Below are 17,420 nucleotides of genomic sequence, written 5' to 3'. Positions count from 1 at the left end.
GGTAAAGGTGCTGGTGCAAACCCCGATACCGTTCAAAACCTGATCGTACTGCGCGGGGATAGCGAGCGCCGCAACGCCTGGTTGAAATGGAAACCTAATGATAACGCTACCGGTTACACCGTTTATTTCGGCATAGCACCTGATAAATTGTACAACAGCATGATGGTTTACGGCAAAAATGAATACTACTTTAACGGGATGGATAAAAGCCTGCCATACTATTTTCAGATAGAGGCGTTTAATGAAAATGGGATATCGGCGAGGACTAAAGTTGTGAAGGTGGAATAGTGTAAGCTACATCCTGTCATCCTGAACGATAGCGAAGGATCTTCTTCGATAAGTAAAGCGAACATACAGGGCAGAGAAGATGGCTTCGTGCTTCAGCATGACAAATTTTTTTTACCTTGTCATCCTGAGCGATAGCGAAGGATCTTCTTCAACAGGCAAATCCGCTATACAGATCGAAGAAGATGCTTCGTACCTCAGCATGACAGGGTGGTGAAATAGAAACTTTTTCATTGAAAAGGGTATCTCAATCCCCCATAATAATAAAACCGTGTTATTAGATCCCCTATGCTAAAAACCATATTCCCCCTCGTTATAACCATAATGCTTGGCATCACCGTCAAAGCCCAGCAAGCCGATAGCACCCTGAAAAAATCGCCGGTAAAAACTTTGAGTGATAAACAGTTTACCCAATTGATTAGCGGTGAGTATTTGTTTGATGATATTGAGCAGGTAGCAAAGCTTAACCATTACCCAATGCCCGATGCTGCCCTGAAGTTTAAAAAGGAGCTAAGTCTGAGTCCCATTCAGGTTACCAAAATCACCGCCATTGCTGCCGAACTGCACCGTAAACGGATGGAGATGGGCAATTTCATTGTTACCAACGAAACCACGCTTGATAAACTGATGAAAAAAGGAACGGATAATGGCAGCATTATTTTTTACTCCAACCGCTCGGGTTTATATTATGGCGAGCTCAGGAATGCCATTTTACAGGCTTGTTTAGGTACAGGTAACGCGCTGGCACCGCAGCAAATCACAAAGTTGGAAACACTCACTGCTCATAATTGAAAATATCCCGTTTGATTTGCTTAATTTAGCGCCTCCAAATAAAGTGTATGAAGATTACGTTTGATTTTGAAAAACCACTGGCTGAGTTACAGCAGCAAATAGAGAAGGTAAAGCAGGTTGAGGAAAAAAACAAACTCGACATGTCGGCAACCGTTGCTGAACTGGAAGGAAAGCTGGAGGAAACCAAAAAAGATATATATGCCAACCTTACAGGCTGGCAAAAAGTACAGATCTCCCGTCACCCCGAAAGGCCGTATACCCTGCAATACATCGAGCTGATGTGCGATGATTTTATTGAACTGCATGGTGATCGTACCGTTGGTGATGATAAAGCTATAATCGGCGGTTTCGGTACGCTGAACGGCCAAACAGTAATGTTTATCGGTCACCAGAAAGGCCGTAACACCAAGGAGCGCCAGTACCGTAACTTTGGTATGGCTAACCCTGAAGGATACCGTAAAGCTTTAAGGTTGATGAAAATGGCCGAAAAGTTCAACAAGCCTGTTGTTACCCTGATAGATACTCCCGGAGCATTCCCCGGTTTGGAAGCTGAAGAACGCGGACAAGGTGAAGCTATCGCCCGCAACCTGCTCGAAATGTCGGTACTGAAAGTGCCGGTGATCTGCGTGATCATTGGCGAAGGTGCATCAGGTGGCGCATTGGGTATTGGTATTGGTGATAGGGTACTGATGCTGGATAACTCCTGGTACTCCGTGATCTCTCCCGAAAACTGCTCAACCATCCTTTGGAAAACCTGGGAAAATAAAGAACGTGCTGCCGAAGTGCTTAAACTAACCTCGACAGAGATGTTGAAAAACAAACTGATCGACGGTGTGATCAAAGAGCCGCTTGGTGGTGCGCACCAGGATCCCGTTGCTATGGCCGGCATCCTCAAAAAACAATTACTAAAAGACCTCAAAACCCTTAAAGAGCGTAATATCGACGAGCTTGTAGCCGAGCGTATTGACAAGTTTTGCTCAATGGGCGTGGTTAATGAATAATATTTATCTGCTTTGATACGGAGAGCTGCCTTAGGGCGGCTCTTTTTGTTTGAGTACTATATCTAAAAAACATGTCATTGCGAGCGTAGCGCGGCAATCTCGTAGCCAATGCATATTCGATATGCTAAGCTACGAGATTGCTTCGTCGTGCCTCCTCGCAATGACATGGGTTTTGTTTATTCGCTATGCTGCTTTCATCTTCCAAATAACCTGTAGCTTCAAATGAGCGCAAGGAATAATTAAAACTAATCCACCCCATAATAGTCGCAAATGCCCCTTACAGGGAAGTTAGTTTTGATGGTAAATTTGATCATCAATTAAACCATTCATTATGAAGACTGAAGAATCAGAAAGCCCTTTTGGCAAATTGGGTAATCCGGCCCGGCGTGCATTGGCCAATGCAGGTATTACATCATTGCTTGAATTATCAAAACTTACCGAGAAGGAGTTTTTGCATTTGCACGGTGTTGGCAAAAGCTCGGTGCCGGTAGTGAAAGAGAAAATGAAAGCGGCCGGGTTAAGTTTCAGAGAATAAAAGATCAAAAGCAACCGGATTGGCTTTTTAAATGGGTAGTGGTTTTAATATAAATCACTGTAACTTGTATGCTGAAGTTTGCGTCACACCTCTAAAATACAAAACCTATGAAACGCCTGATCCTTTTGCTGTTTTTGCTTCCGGTTTTAACAGCTTGTGCCCAGCAAATAAATACTGTTAAGCTTGATAGCCTGTTTGCTTCACTTGCCAAAAATGATGAAGCAATGGGGAGTATCGCCATAACAAAAAACGGGAAGTTAGTATATCAAAAAGCAATGGGGTACGCGGTAACCGAAAGCAATACCGTGGCTAATGAAAATACCGAGTATCATATCGGTTCCATAACCAAAATGTTTACCGCGGTTCTGGTTTTTCAGCTCATTGAAGAAAATAAGCTTTCTTTAAATGATACGCTTTCCAGGTTTTTTCCTCAATTGCCCAATGCAGCTAAGATCACCATAAGTAACTTGCTTTATCACCGCAGTGGTCTTCCTAATTTCACAAATGATACCAATTTTCCTGATTGGATGGATAAACCTAAAACACATGAGGAGTTACTGGGGTATATTATTGGCCGGAAGCCTGATTTTGAGCCGAACGCCCGGGCCGATTATAATAATTCCAATTACCTGGTATTGAGTTATATTATTGAAAAGGTTTGCAAAAAAACTTATAAAGAGGTTTTAAAACAAAATATAACCGACAGGCTAAAGCTTACCAAAACATATTATGGCGTTGACGCTGTGCTGCATCCAAATGAAAGTGCCTCATACACTTACTTTGATAATAAATGGAAAAAGGAAAAGGCCGCCGACCTGAATAATTATTGCGGTGCGGGAGCAATAGTTTCAACACCGGCAGATCTGGCCAAATTTATTGATGCATTGTTCAATTATAAACTGGTAAAAAAGCAAAGCCTCGAAAAAATGAAAACCCTGGTTGATGGCTACGGAATGGGGTTGTTCCCATTTGAATCCGGCGCAAGAAAGGGGTATGGACATAACGGGAAAACAGAAGGCTTCGCTTCCTCACTCACCTATTATCCTGATGAGAAATTGGCAGTAGCCTATTGCACCAATGGTGAGGTTTATCCCAAAGCCGATATTTTAAATGGTGTTTTAAGTATTTGTTTTAACACGCCATACGTGATACCAACATTCCAGGCGCTTAAATTAAGCGCTGCCGAACTGGATAGGTATTGCGGTACCTATTTATCAAAACAGCCGCCGATTGAAGTGATCTGTACAAGAAAGGATAGTGTTTTAACACTGCAAACCAAAGGACAGATTTTTACTGTGGAGCCGGTTGAAAAGGATAGGTTTATGAATAAGCAGTTTGGGTTTTTCTTTGATTTCGACTTATCGAAAAAGCAATTGGTAATAGAACAGGGCAGTGTTAATTATTACCTCGACTTAAATAAGTGAACCCCTGTGCCTTCCCGCACAGGGGTTTAAAGCTTACAGTATATAATATACGTCGGCTTTAGCGGCGGCAGGTTGCACTGCTGCCTTTTCACTCTCATGTTTATCGTTAAGCATCTGCTTCAGATCGCGTTCAATGGTTTGCGATATGGCAGTTGTTGGGGTATCTGTTGGTTTGTTTTCAAATGGGTCCTGCAGATGGATAGCCATTTTCTCTACCAGTAAAAATGCTGCTGCTATAGCTATGATCAGCGGTACTTCAAACATACCGAAGAACTCTATCAGACCAAAAGGCAACAGTATAATGAACAGGTAAAGGCAAAAATGGATATATAAACTGTAGGTAACCGGGAACACCGTGTTCTTGATCCGCTCGCATTTACCCATGGCATCGCACAGGCGGGTAAGCGTACCGTCTATCTGCACCTGCTGATAATCATTCAGCCATCCGTTTTTGTAAGCCAGCTTCAGGTCGAGCCCGTGTAGCTTTAGCAAACTGTTAGGCATGTTTGTAAAACGATGGGTGAATTTTACCTCTTCTTCGACTAACAGATGAGCATTTTTAGCATAGGGGTCCTGTTTACGTAACGATTGGCTCAAGCCATAGCACCATGCTATCTGCCGTTTAACGAACCGTTTTTTGAAACCTTCTATTTCTTCGCAGGCAGCATTATCGCCATCTAAAAAAGTGATCAGTTCGCGGGTAAGCGATCTTGAATCGTTTACGATTGCTCCCCAAATGCTCCGGGCCTCCCACCAGCGGTCATAGGCCTGGTTTGACCGGAAGGCCAGCAACAATGATATGATGGTAGCCAATATAGCCGGAACGGCGATTGGGATTGAAATGCGGTACTCGGGGAAAAAACGATGGAACAAGGCTATAGATACCGCATAAACGGCAACCAGTAAAAGCTCATTCTTGATTTTCCCTACCACATATTTTACCGGGATATTTTCTTTCAATAGCATAGATTATCTTTTTAAATGAATTTGATAAATGTTAAACTTCCAGTAATTCGTGTTCGGTTTGGGTTTTAAGTACAGTTAAAGGCTGCTTCACTTCAGCTTTAAGGGTGATCATTTTGTACCTGCTCCGCTCCATTAGGATGCAGGGATCAAAGCTGTTTGGTGTTAACCTTTGGTAGCTATGATTTTCAGGCATTGCTATCAGGTCGATCTCTTTTGCTTCGAGATAGTTTTTAAACACAGCTACTGTATTGCCGTAAAAAAAGTCGGGTGTGATGTTAGTGATCTGATTCGCATAATCGGATTTAAGCATGGTACAACCGGCATAAAATTCATCGCTGATGAGCTGGTATTCCCTGCTGCGGCGGGACAGCAATAACAGATCGGATATAGAATCGGAGAGTTGCAGAAAATGAACGAGCGATATATTCAGTTTTTCTTTGGGATAGCGCTCTGCTAAAACAGGTATAATGTTTAATGATGATAAAGTGAAATCAGACGGGATGATGATGTTCAGTGTTTTCATAATGATACCTTTTTTGTGTTTACTACTGTTTGTTGATACAATAGTCGGTACCAGGCATTAAAGCGGTTTAAGAGGGAAATTAGAATTTGATTAGAGTTTGTTTTTTGTTATTCTGAGCGATAAGAAAGGATCTTCCGCGGTAAATATGGCAAATATACGGAGCGAAGGGCATGTTTTGGCTAAGGTTACCCATAATATGAATGTTCCCGTCAGCAGGTGAGCTTCGGGTGAAAGCGGGTAGAACGATGGTGGCCTTGAGCGCAGGAAAGGGCATAGCAAGTTTTTGCAGAAGGGTGGGAAAGCGCGAGCGCAGCGGGGCAAAATAATTGCAGCCGTGGTTCTGCCCGGTTTGCAGGGCAAAGGCCTGTGCGGCAAAGAAGCCTATCTGCTGACTTGACTTTTTGGATACTTTTGTGTCAAGACAAAAGTATCTGGCCCCGCGCGGCCAAGAGCGCGACGATGTAAGTTCATTACGATAAAGCCCGTTACCTGCCTGTTTGGGATTATTAATAATTATAATTTTTTTTATAGGTATTAATGAGTGCCCTTCGGTCGGTAGTCTTCGTGCCTTATAATGACATTATCTTAAGTTGTTGATTATTAATTGTATTTTAAAAGTAGGCTTATAAATATGGGCGTTGCCTCCGGCCCGTGCTATCCGCTCATACTGCACGGGCATTAGCCACGAGGCCGGTATCCGCTCCTATCACTAACGCGGCCCCGCACACCATCGCTAAGATATATTTTATATATCACCGTATTTTTTTCAGGACTTCCCTGATGCTTTTAACTTTTCTCTTCACGATAAACCGGCAGCATCACCCTGATCTCGGTGCCTTCGTCTTGTTTGGAGATAATGCCGATGTTGCCCTTATGCAGGCGTACAATGTTTAGTGCGAGGGGAAGGCCCACACCGTGCCCCTCGTATTTGCCGGTATTGGAGGCCCTGAAGAATGGCTCAAAAATATGCTGCAACTCGCGTTCGGGGATACCGATACCTTCGTCTTTCACACTAAAAATGATGCTGTTATTTTCGGCATATACTTTAAGTACTACCGGCTTGTTTTCAGAATATTTACAGGCGTTGAGGCCGATATTACTTATAGCAAGTTTAAGGAGATTGATGTTCCCCTGTGTTACCAAACTATCCACATCATCGGGCAGCGATGAAAAATCAATGCTAAGCTTATTTGTGGGGATGATATGGTCGACAGCTTCTTTAACCATAAACGCCAGTTCATCGGCGCGCACCTGTTCCCAGTTCTGTTTTTTTCCGTCGAACCCGCTTTGCGCCAGCCCCAGTAAACTGGTAATAATATCCTGTAGACTTTGAGTGCCGGTCAAAATCTCATTCAGGTTTTTACGCAGATCGGCACCGGGATTGTCGATATTTTTGAGCGAGATCTCGGCCTCGCCTTTAATAATGGCCAGTGGCGTACGCAACTCGTGCGATGCATTGCTGATGAAATTGTTCTGGGTTTCAAAAGCAGTTTCCAGCCTGTCGAGCATGTTGTTGAACGTTTGGGTAAGCTCAGCTATTTCGTCTTTACCGTTATAATCTTCCAGTCGTAAATGCAGGTTGCTGGCCGTAATGGTGTTTACTTTTTTGATGATTTTACGTACGGGCTTAAAAGTATGATAAGAAAAACGGCGACCGATGAGATAAACAATGAGTATCGAGATCAGGAAACTGACGATCAATACCTGCTCAAGATCATTAAGTTCACTAAGGCCCGACGGGTTGGTTGCAGAAACTACGATAATAGCGTCCCCCTCCGGAAAGTGGAATATATTGCCGGCGTAAAATACATTGGCGGCTTTAAACCTTGATTTTCCGTTGGTAATGATATTATCTATCAGCCGGCGCGGAACGCCTTTTACCGTTTTGCCTTTGGTATAAACGTCGGGTTTAATAATGTATTGTTTTTCGTCAATAAGGCGTTCAAGGTAACGCTGGCGTATTTCCCGGTACATGCCCAGGCTATCGCGGTCATTAAGGTGATGGATCTGTGAGGAGATGTTTACACGTGTTTCCAGTCGTTTGTAAAAATCGTCGAAGGTAAACTGGTGTACAAAATAAAAAATGGCCCCGCTGAACACTAAAATTACTGATACCGTTAAGGCAAGGAATAACAGTGCGACTTTTTTTTGAATGGTCATGCAGCGTTATTTTTAAAAATATACCCCATGCCAATAACGGTGTGGATGAGCTTGGGCTCAAAATCTTTATCCACCTTTTTACGCAGGTAGTTAATATATACGTCGACCACGTTGGTGCCCATGTTAAAGTCGATGTTCCAAACGTGCTCCAATATTTCGATGCGGCTAAGCATGTGGTTTTTGTTTCGCACCAAAAACTCAAGCAGCCGGTATTCGGTGGCGGTAAGCTCAATGGTTTTGTTGCTCCTTTTAACTGATTTTTCGTCGGTATTGATCACCAGATCGGCAACCTGTATCAGGTTTGATGGCTGTGCGAGGGCGGTATTACGCCGGGCCAATGTGCGGATACGGGCGTTAAGCTCGGCCAGACTGAAGGGTTTAACCATGTAATCGTCGGCACCGCTATCCAGCCCCACTACTATATTTTCGGTAGTACCCAGGGCAGTGAGCATTAATATGGCCGCCTGCTGGTTGGCCTGCCGCAACCTGCGGCAAATTTCTATACCGTTAATGCCTGGAAGCATAATGTCCAGAATGATCAATTGAAAATCCATTTTGGTGGCCATCTCCAAACCTGTTGTGCCATCAAGGGCAACACTTAATTCGTGGCCTTCGGCGGTTAGGTCGCGCTGGATAATGGATACCAGTTTGGGTTCGTCTTCTATGAGCAGGATCTTCATTGCGGCAAATATAAATTACACATAGTATAAACAATAAATAACGGTGATGTTTTAATTCAATTCATCAGGAATATCAGTAAATTAATGCAATAATAAATGCCTTATCCAATATGCCTGATCCTTTTAAAATCATCAGAAATTTAGCCTGTTTTGTACTTGTTTTAGCTGTATTTGGTTGTAATCATACAACTAAGAAACCTGATAAAAAAGTTGTGAAAAGGACGCAGAAAGTAAAACCGAAAGAATATAAGGAGATCAAATATACGGAGCCTCAGCTTATCGCTTTTTTTGATAGCGTTGGGAAGTTGCCGGTACAGCCTTTAGTGAACAAAGTTGCTTTCTATGCAGATTCTGTTTTTAAGGATTTTATAAAACCGATGAGCAGGCAGCTTTCCGCAACCGATTTTGACTTGCTGAAACGGGCTATAAAAGCCAAAAGGATAAATGCGCGTATGGCGAAGCAAATTTTTGGAGAATTTACTGCGGATAGCAATTGTAATATGAACGGATTGTTTGATTCGGTAAAAAAGGGCTACGTTTATTTGAAAATCTATCCATTTATCCGGAATAAAAACAGGTATGATGAGTTTGCCGTTAGTGTGGCAGATGGATGGCATTGCCTGGGAGCTATGATCTATTATTTTAGAGGAAGTAAGATAATAGCTAAGCAGGAGTTTTCACGGGATGCAACCGAACCTGAATATTTTACCAATACAGATGGCGAAAATATTGTTTACGCGACATATGAGTTTTCTCGTGGCTCGGGCGTTTGGTGGTATAACTATTTTTTTTACAAGTACGATGGTGATAAACTGATCCCGGTATTAAATGAACTTGGCAATGGAAATGTGCAGGGGAGTTGGATAGGACGTGTTATATGGTTGGATGCAACTGTGGAACGAACTAATCCATTAACCTTAAAAATGGTTTACTATAATCAGTTTGTTAAGGAGGATAGAACGAGTTGGGGGCCGATGGTTATTAATGATTCAACCCTGGTGAGTTATAAATGGGATGAAAAATCCAGGAAACTTATCGGGCAATACGAAAAATCTAAAATTAGTAAGTCCCAAATTTTATCGTACTACCTCAATGATAATGATTTTCTGTTTATTAAATCATTCCATGAGCCATTAAAGAAAGCACTAAATGATAAGGAAAACAGGCCCTTAATATTGAGATATCTTACTAATGTAAAAGCCTATCAGGATACAGCCGGTAGGTGACTTTCTAAAACTGGTTGAAGTTTAGCGACAGCTAAACTTCAACCAATGCTTGGAGCATATATTAAATTTAAACAACAGCTATATATTCAACAGATAGAATAACATTATAAAATAAAAGGGATGAGTTTGATAGTTAGTTATGATGATGTTGAACAAAAAGGTACTGATGCAGGCGGTGATATAATTTATTATTATAAGAACGAACCTTTAACTGGAATAATTAAAGACTATAAGGATGGTGTATTAGTGGGCGAAGCTGAATTTACAGATGGGCACAGAGGAGGCATTCAAAGGGAATATAATTATCCCAGCGGAATATTAGTTGAAGAATATCTTATACAATTTAACAAATTGGAAGGTTCGTTTAAAAATTGGGACAACAACGGCATTTTAAAAAGTCATACAGTTTGGCAAAATGGGAAATGCGTGCAAACGATCCTGTGATGATTAAGTAAGATTATTTGTTTGAAATAAATGCGGCTTAATCCGGTTACTGGTCGAAGTTTAGCGGCAGCGTAACTTAGTCCTAAAACCGTGGAAGCATTTTGCTTCCGTGACTCAGATTAAAAAGCTCAATTCAAATGCTGGTTAGATAGGGGTTCTCAAGCTGAAAGCTTGAGCTATTTTAGGACGAAGTTACGCTATCGCTAAACTTCGACCAGTTCTTATTTTTTTTATAGGGCAAAATAAAAATGCCCGCTTTGGGCGGGCATTTTTCAAATATCAAAAGGGAACTTATCTCTTTCCTGTCACTCCAAATTTCTTTTCAAAGCCACTTAATTGGGCGCTGAACTTGTTAAACAATTGGGGCTGCTTGTTCTGTTTGGCAAACTCAACCAATCCACCCAAAATCTGCATTGAATATTGCAGATCGCGATTTTCGAGGTTGATTTCGCCTTTTTGCAGCAGGGCGTAGCTGTAGCCAAGCTGATTGTTAACATAATCATCAACAAGGCCCGCCAGTTTATTACCCAACTGAATATCATTTAAACGGTATGCGTTTTCTATCATGTAATATTTGCGCACTGCTATCTCTAACGAGTTAATGGTTGTTGGCATTACCTCGTCATATTTTTTAAGCACTTTACGGGCCGAATCAGGTTTGCCTGCTTTTGCCAGGTCGTCGGCCAGGGTTGAATAAAGCCTGGTGATGAGCGGGTAAAACATGGTCATTGATTCATGGTCAAGATAAGTGGCGTTTTTCATGTTGCCCCATTTGTATTTGGTCATCATGTTCTCATACATTTTAGCGGTGTTGCTGGCTTCAAGCGCACCAACAGCGGTGTCGGGTTTTAACGGCAGCAAACGGTATGCGAAACCTTCGTTGTACATGTATTTATCCAAGCCTATCATATTGCTGTTAGGTACGGTCACCGAAAAATAGATAGGGCGCTTCCAGTCGTTGTGCGATAAGATATCCATCATAGCAAGCACATCTTTGGTAACATAACGACCGCTGAATGTCCAGTCCATTTCAGGGGCTATTTTAGCTTTATCAGCCGATGCTACAGTGCCGGTTTTAACTACTTCATCGGGGTTAACAGTAAGCTTGAATTTGTTGGTCGGCAGGTAATTGGCAACATCGCCGTTGTTATACTCAACCATGGCTTCTTTTTTATCAGAAGTGATAAAATCAAAAACATCTTTTAATTCAGTTGCCTCCGGAATTTTCTGATCATTAAAATAGATGACATCGCGTACGCCAGGTTTAAATTTATCATTAGGCATACTGATAGGCAATGGCTCCGATTCGTTCATCTTGTTTTTCATACCGCGGATATACCAGTCGGTACCTAACAAGCTCAGGTTTACAATACGCACATCGGGACGTACATTTTCAACCTCCTGGATGTACCAAAGCGGGTAGGTATCATTATCGCCATAGGTAAACAAAATAGCATTTGGCGCGCACGAGTTAAGGTAGTTATAAGCCATATCATGCGGCGTAAGCTTGGTTGAGCGGTCGTGATCATCCCACTCCTGGTTAGCCATCAGTAAAGGCGCTCCCAACAAACAAACCACGGTAGAAATAATAGCGCTTACCTTTGCATTAAGTTTTTTGCTTAACACGTCGGCAATGCCTATTACTCCTAAGCCAATCCATATAGCAAAGGCGTAAAAGGAACCGGCGTAGGCATAATCACGCTCGCGGGGTTGTAGCGGGTCCTGGTTTAGATAAAGTACAATGGCTAAGCCGGTACAAACAAACAGAATGGCAACAACACCGGCTTCGCGCTGGTTACGCGCAAAATGAAATACAGCACCAAACAAGCCGATGATAAGCGGTAAAAAGAACAGGCGGTTATAGCTTTTGCTTTGCGTAACCGAGTAGGGCAGGGCTTTGTTAAAATTCCAGCCGCTGATCCATTCGCCATCGGCACCAGAATTTAAGCTCTGACCGTCGAGGTCATTAGCCCGGCCTGCAAAGTTCCACAGGAAATAACGGGTGTACATTTGGTTAATTTGCCATTTGGCGAAAAAGCTGATGTTGCTTCCAAAGGTAGGGTGTTCGCTTTCACCAAGACCTGTCCACTCGCGGTAAAAGTCCGGGTGACCGGGCTTATCGCTAAACATCCGCGGGAATATGGTATTGCGGTCATAAACCGTATTTAATTTTTTACCGGCAACCTCATATTTGGTTTGGCCGCGGCGATAAATATTAGCGCCTTCGGTTTGTGCTGTAGCTTCCGAATCAAAAAACTGACCGTATAATAAAGGAGTATCGCCGTATTGGTCGCGGTTAAGGTAGCTGTTTAGGGCGAAGGCATTTTCAGGGTCGCTGTTGTTCAGGTTGGGGTTAGCCTTTGCTCGTACAACGATCATCACAAACGAGCTGTAGCCAAACAGGATAAACAGCAGGCAGATCAAAAAGCTGTTGAGCGCAAAGCGTTTTTCGCGGATCTTTACTACATATTCTAATAAGGCTAAAACACCTACGCTTATTACAAGACCAATAATGCCGCCGCTGATACCTAATATCAAAACAAAACATACCGCAGCTAAAATAATAGCAGGCTTAACCGGGTTTATGGTATAGTAAATGCCCGCAACAATGGTAACAATGAGCAGCACAAAAAACACAACTGCCCCGCTGCCAAAGCCCATACCCAGGGTGTTTACAAAAAGCAGATCGGAAAAGGCAGCGCCTTTTACAGTATATTGTATAACTCCCCAAAGCACAAATGCCAATGCCACAACGCTTGCCAAAAAGGTAAGCAGCGTACCTTTTGTAGTAACATTTTTTACCCTGCGGAAATAGATCACCAGGCCAATAGCCGGGATCACCAGCAGGTTTAATAAGTGGATCCCTATAGAAAGGCCCATAACATAGGCAATAAAAACTATCCACCTGTCGGCATGAGGCTCTTCTGCATGGGCATCCCATTTCAATATCGCCCAAAATACGATGGCCGTACAAAGTGATGATTGCGCGTAAACCTCTGATTCAACTGCCGAAAACCAGAATGTATCCGACCAGGCGTAGGCCAAAGCACCTACAATACCTGAGCCTATAATGAGGATGAGATTGGTAACAGTAAGCTGCTCCTGTGTTTTAACTAAAAGCTTTTTGGCCAGGGCCGTGATGGTCCAAAACAAAAACATGATGGTAGCGCCGCTGGCCAGGGCCGATGCCATATTGGCCCAGTAAGCCACTTTGGTATTATCGCCCAGGGATAGCAGGGTGAATACCTTGCCTATAATGGTAAATAATGGTGCACCAGGCTGATGGGCTACCTGTAAGCGATAGATACAGGCAATAAATTCGCCGCAATCCCAGAAGCTTGATGATGGCTCAAGGGTTAAAATGTAAGTTACTGTGGCAATAATAAAGGCTATCCAGCCAAATATATTGTTGAGTTTTTTGTAATTCATGATTGGACGCTATGTGAAAAACAGGATTAATGCAGCCGAAAATAGTAAAACTATTGGGATGTTGCCATCAAAAACGGGCTTTTGCGACCGGTTTTAAATTTATTTTGCTGTATTTGAGCTGATAACGAAATTTTTTAAAATTCTATTTTGAGAATCAAATATTCGCGCTATATTTGCATTCCTTTTCGGGGAGTAAAACAAACCAAAGGAGATTGCCTGATAGTATAATGGTAGTACGACGGTTTTTGGTACCGTTTGTCTAGGTTCGAATCCTGGTCGGGCAACAATAAAAATTTCGGATTTCGGCTTTTTATTTCGGATTTATTCCGTTTTGAAAATTTGAAATCCGAATTGTGTTTTATAACGGTTGTATTTGCAAAAGATCAACGGTGAAGGACAGGTAAATCCGAAATCGAATATCCCAAATCCAAAACAAAATGCCCTTACAATTTAACCCGGTTAAATTATTTGCAGGATCAGGCTCGCAGGAGCTTGCGCATCTTATAGCTGATGCTTATGGTCGTGAATTAGGTGAAGTTGTAATATCGCGTTTTAGTGACGGTGAATACCAGCCGCATTTTAATGAATCTGTAAGGGGATGCGATGTTTTCCTGATCCAGTCTACCCACCAGCCTACCGATAATTTAATGGAATTACTGATGATGATTGATGCCGCCCGCCGTGCATCTGCCCATTATGTAAACGCCGTTATCCCTTATTTTGGTTTGGCGCGTCAGGACAGGAAAGACAAGCCACGTGTTGCCATTGGCGCAAAACTGGTAGCTAACCTGCTGGTAGCAGCCGGTATTAACCGTATCATGACCATGGATTTGCACGCAGCGCAGATCCAGGGCTTTTTTGATGTTCCGGTTGATCACCTGGATGCTTCCATCATTTTTGTGCCTTATATCAAAAGCCTTGGTTTAGGTCACCTTACTATTGCATCGCCTGATATGGGCGGTTCATACAGGGCCCGGAGCTTTGCCAAGTTCTTTAATGCCGAAGTGGTAATTTGCGATAAACGCCGTAAACGCGCCAACGAAATTGAAGCCATGACGCTGATTGGTGATGTTACCGATCAGGACATTGTGCTGATAGATGATATTTGTGATACTGCCGGTACCCTTGCAAAAGCTGCCGGACTGATCATGGAGCGTGGTGCACGCAGCGTACGCGCGGTTTGTACCCATCCGGTATTATCAGGTAAGGCTTATGAAACTATCGAAAACTCGGCATTAACCGAACTGATAGTTACAGATACTATACCGCTTAAACACAGCAGCCCTAAAATCAGGGTGCTTTCAACCGCCGAACTGTTTGCAAAAGCGATAAGCAATGTAAACGAACACGGTTCGATAAGTACCTTGTTTAAGGTGGAGTAAGCCCCTCCTAAATCCTCCCCGGTTGGGAGGACTTGAAAAAAAGGCCGAGTAAATGAATTAAAATCTCCTTATCAAAGCCCCTCTCCCCCAGAGAGGGGTTGGGGTGAGGCTTTAAATAAACAAATAAATAAAAATGAAATCAATTGCTATTAGCGGTTCTCTAAGAGAGAACGTAGGGAAAAGAGACGCGAAAGAGCTGCGTTACAATGGCCTGGTGCCTGCAGTTCTTTATGGTGGTGCTACACAAACCCACTTTGCAGTGTCCGCAGCTGATTTGAGAGCCGTAGTTTACACTCCGGTTGTTCATTTCATCAACCTGGAAATTGCTGGTGTTACTTCACAAGCCATCATCCAGGACATTCAGTTCCACCCACTAACTGAAAAGATCACTCACGTTGACTTTTTATTGTTAGATGAGAAAAAACCTATCGCCATCGAGATCCCTGTTAAATTAACCGGTACTTCTCCAGGTGTTAAAGTAGGTGGTAAACTGGTTCAGAAATTAAGGAAACTGCGTATCAAAGCGCTTCCTAAAGATCATCTTGATGCTATTGAAGTAAGCATCGAATCTCTTGAAGTAGGTAAATCAGTAAAAGTATCTGATATTAAATTAGATAACTTAACTATCACCAACGCTAAAGAAGATACCATTGTTTCTGTAACTACCTCACGTGCATTACGTCAGGCTGAACAAGAAGCAGCTTCAGGTAAAAAATAATTGCCCCCTAACCCCCTAAAGGGGGAACAAGAGGTGAAACAAAAAACAGCGGTAGAGCAATCTATCGCTGTTTTTGTTTAAGCAATAAATAATATCTTCGCATAAAAATTAAGAAAATCAAATTCCCCCTTCAGGGGGGTAGGGGGCATGAAATATTTAATAGTAGGTTTAGGAAATATCGGTCCGGAGTATGCCGATACAAGGCATAATATCGGTTTTATGGTGTTGGATGAGTTGGCTAAACAGGAGGGGGCAAGGTTTCAAAACTCGCGCCTGGCCTACTATACCGAAGTATCGCACAAAGGCCGCACGCTGTGCCTTGTTAAACCTACCACCTACATGAACCTGAGCGGCAAAGCCCTTAACCATTGGATGAAGGACTTGAAGATCCCTATTGAAAATGTACTGGTCATTGTAGATGATATCGCTCTGCCGCTTGGTACACTGCGTCTTAAACCCAAAGGCAGTGCTGCCGGTCATAATGGTCTTAAAAATATTGAAGCTACCCTTGGTCATAGTAACTACGCCCGTTTGCGATTTGGTGTAAGTGATAACTACCCGAAAGGCCGCCAGGTTGATTATGTGCTGAGTGGTTTTGATAAAGATGAGCAACCCGAACTTCCGGCACTGATCGATCGTTCGATAGAGATGATCAAGAGCTTTGCTACCATTGGTACCGAACTTACCATGACCCGATATAATAAGTAACAACGCCGTTACAAACTAATAAATTAGTTAAAAAAGCGTTCAAATCGTAATTCGTGTTGTAACACACGCAGGTGTTCTTACGTCTTTTAAACCTAAATAACCTTATGAAACAAATCCTGTTAACGGTACTTTGCTGTTACTTTTCTACGCTCTTATTTGCTCAAACCAAAGCCCCCGCTGTTCCTGCGGTTCCCAATATCATTGTAAAAGGTATTATTATTGATTCGGCTGTAAACAAACCTATGGGTTATGTTACCGTTGCCCTGCAGGATGCCGCTACCAAAGCCCCGGTGAAAAGTACCCTGGCAAAAGACGACGGTAGTTTTGAACTCAAAGCGCCCGAAGGTAAAACTTACCAGTTGGTAGCTGTATTTATAGGTTATGCTACTAAAACTATTCCCGTTAAACTTACAGGGTCTACATTTAATGCAGGCAGGATCCTGCTTTCGGCATCGAGCAAGCAATTGAAGGAAGTTACTGTAACCGCGGTAAGACCGGTGATGAAACAGGAGGTTGACCGTCTCAGCTACGATGTACAGGCCGACCCGGAAAGTAAATCCATTACCGCGCTGGATATGATCAGGAAAGTGCCTTTACTTTCTGTGGATGGCAACGACGTGATCAAGCTGCGTGGAAATGATAATTATAAAATCCTGATCAACGGTAAGGAATCGGCCATGATGGCCAAGAATCCGTCGGATGTGTTAAAATCGATGCCGGCTGCCAATATCGAAAAGATTGAAGTGATCACCACACCGCCTGCAAAATATGATGCAGAGGGCCTGGCGGGGATCATCAACATCATCACCAAAAAAAATGCCGACCAGGGATATAACGTAAGCATCAACACCGGCTATAACAATGTTTATGGTGAGCGCGCAAATGTAAACCTAACCGTAAAGCAGGGGAAGTTTGGCTTTAGCGGGTATGCGGGGTATAACTACAGGCCGTTACGTACGTCATCGTTTGAGAACATGACCACTTTTTTTAAGCCGCAGTCAACCGATCCGCAGTCAACACTTAGTCAAACCGGTACAAGAGGCAACAGTGGTAAAAATCTGTACGGTAGCGGCGAGTTAAGTTATGAGGTTGATACCCTTAACCTGATTACCGGTATGTTTGATTTTTATAATGGAAAAAGTAATTC

Annotated in this window: 16 protein-coding genes and 1 tRNA gene; 12 read left to right on the top strand and 5 right to left on the bottom strand. The window is 42.8% G+C overall.

Going from position 1 to position 17,420, the window contains the following annotated elements:
• The 5 genes from VF500_RS20745 to VF500_RS20725 form a co-directional block, all read left to right on the top strand.
• Positions 1-288: fibronectin type III domain-containing protein (locus VF500_RS20745; RefSeq protein ID WP_330861510.1), on the top strand; the 288-nt coding region annotated here is incomplete at its 5' end.
• Positions 289-573: 285 nt separating this feature from the next.
• The gene (locus VF500_RS20740) at positions 574-1,077 is read left to right on the top strand and encodes a hypothetical protein (RefSeq protein ID WP_330861509.1); all 504 of its coding nucleotides are present in this window, start codon (positions 574-576) and stop codon (positions 1,075-1,077) included.
• Positions 1,078-1,124: 47 nt separating this feature from the next.
• Positions 1,125-2,078 (top strand): acetyl-CoA carboxylase carboxyltransferase subunit alpha, encoded by a 954-nt coding sequence (locus VF500_RS20735; RefSeq protein WP_330861508.1) that lies wholly within the window; start codon positions 1,125-1,127, stop codon positions 2,076-2,078.
• Between the two features lie 331 nt (positions 2,079-2,409).
• A complete protein-coding gene (locus VF500_RS20730; RefSeq protein ID WP_330861507.1) occupies positions 2,410-2,613 on the top strand; it encodes a hypothetical protein in 204 nt (67 codons plus the stop codon).
• A gap of 107 nt (positions 2,614-2,720) precedes the next feature.
• Entirely contained in the window at positions 2,721-4,037 is a 1,317-nt protein-coding gene (locus VF500_RS20725; protein ID WP_330861506.1) for a serine hydrolase domain-containing protein, read from the top strand.
• Positions 4,038-4,070: 33 nt separating this feature from the next.
• Here VF500_RS20725 and VF500_RS20720 read toward each other — a convergent pair whose 3' ends face one another.
• From VF500_RS20720 to VF500_RS20705, 4 genes are all read right to left on the bottom strand, one after another.
• Positions 4,071-5,003: a bestrophin family protein gene (locus tag VF500_RS20720; RefSeq protein ID WP_330861505.1), complete on the bottom strand. Its 933-nt coding sequence runs from the start codon at positions 5,001-5,003 to the stop codon at positions 4,071-4,073.
• Between the two features lie 31 nt (positions 5,004-5,034).
• Complete coding sequence (locus tag VF500_RS20715; protein ID WP_330861504.1) at positions 5,035-5,526, bottom strand: hypothetical protein; 492 nt, start codon at positions 5,524-5,526, stop codon at positions 5,035-5,037.
• A 786-nt stretch (positions 5,527-6,312) separates the two neighbouring features.
• Positions 6,313-7,686: a HAMP domain-containing sensor histidine kinase gene (locus VF500_RS20710; protein WP_330861503.1), complete on the bottom strand. Its 1,374-nt coding sequence runs from the start codon at positions 7,684-7,686 to the stop codon at positions 6,313-6,315.
• Entirely contained in the window at positions 7,683-8,366 is a 684-nt protein-coding gene (locus VF500_RS20705) for a response regulator transcription factor (protein WP_330861502.1), read from the bottom strand. The genes VF500_RS20710 and VF500_RS20705 overlap by 4 nt, the downstream gene beginning before the upstream one ends.
• Positions 8,367-8,578: 212 nt before the next feature.
• Between VF500_RS20705 and VF500_RS20700 the strand changes: the two genes are divergently transcribed.
• Both VF500_RS20700 and VF500_RS20695 read left to right on the top strand, forming a co-directional pair.
• The gene (locus tag VF500_RS20700; protein ID WP_330861501.1) at positions 8,579-9,592 is read left to right on the top strand and encodes a hypothetical protein; all 1,014 of its coding nucleotides are present in this window, start codon (positions 8,579-8,581) and stop codon (positions 9,590-9,592) included.
• Between the two features lie 120 nt (positions 9,593-9,712).
• Positions 9,713-10,036 (top strand): hypothetical protein, encoded by a 324-nt coding sequence (locus VF500_RS20695; RefSeq protein WP_330861500.1) that lies wholly within the window; start codon positions 9,713-9,715, stop codon positions 10,034-10,036.
• A gap of 291 nt (positions 10,037-10,327) precedes the next feature.
• Here VF500_RS20695 and VF500_RS20690 read toward each other — a convergent pair whose 3' ends face one another.
• Positions 10,328-13,465, bottom strand: a complete 3,138-nt coding sequence (locus VF500_RS20690; protein ID WP_330861499.1) for a DUF2723 domain-containing protein — start codon at positions 13,463-13,465, stop codon at positions 10,328-10,330.
• A 213-nt stretch (positions 13,466-13,678) separates the two neighbouring features.
• Between VF500_RS20690 and VF500_RS20685 the strand changes: the two genes are divergently transcribed.
• From VF500_RS20685 to VF500_RS20665, 5 genes are all read left to right on the top strand, one after another.
• A tRNA-Gln gene (locus VF500_RS20685) sits at positions 13,679-13,749 on the top strand.
• Positions 13,750-13,902: 153 nt separating this feature from the next.
• Positions 13,903-14,847 (top strand): ribose-phosphate pyrophosphokinase, encoded by a 945-nt coding sequence (locus tag VF500_RS20680; RefSeq protein ID WP_330861498.1) that lies wholly within the window; start codon positions 13,903-13,905, stop codon positions 14,845-14,847.
• A 133-nt stretch (positions 14,848-14,980) separates the two neighbouring features.
• A complete protein-coding gene (locus VF500_RS20675; protein ID WP_330861497.1) occupies positions 14,981-15,565 on the top strand; it encodes a 50S ribosomal protein L25/general stress protein Ctc in 585 nt (194 codons plus the stop codon).
• Between the two features lie 147 nt (positions 15,566-15,712).
• Positions 15,713-16,273 (top strand): aminoacyl-tRNA hydrolase, encoded by a 561-nt coding sequence (gene pth / locus VF500_RS20670; RefSeq protein ID WP_330861496.1) that lies wholly within the window; start codon positions 15,713-15,715, stop codon positions 16,271-16,273.
• Between the two features lie 104 nt (positions 16,274-16,377).
• On the top strand, positions 16,378-17,420 hold a 1,043-nt coding region (locus VF500_RS20665), incomplete at its 3' end, for a TonB-dependent receptor (protein WP_330861495.1).

Source organism: Mucilaginibacter sp. (assembly GCF_036383575.1).
Lineage (GTDB): Bacteria > Bacteroidota > Bacteroidia > Sphingobacteriales > Sphingobacteriaceae > Mucilaginibacter.
The sequence above is the reverse complement of the archived record's forward strand: the minus strand, read 5'-3'. Positions and strand labels throughout refer to the sequence as shown.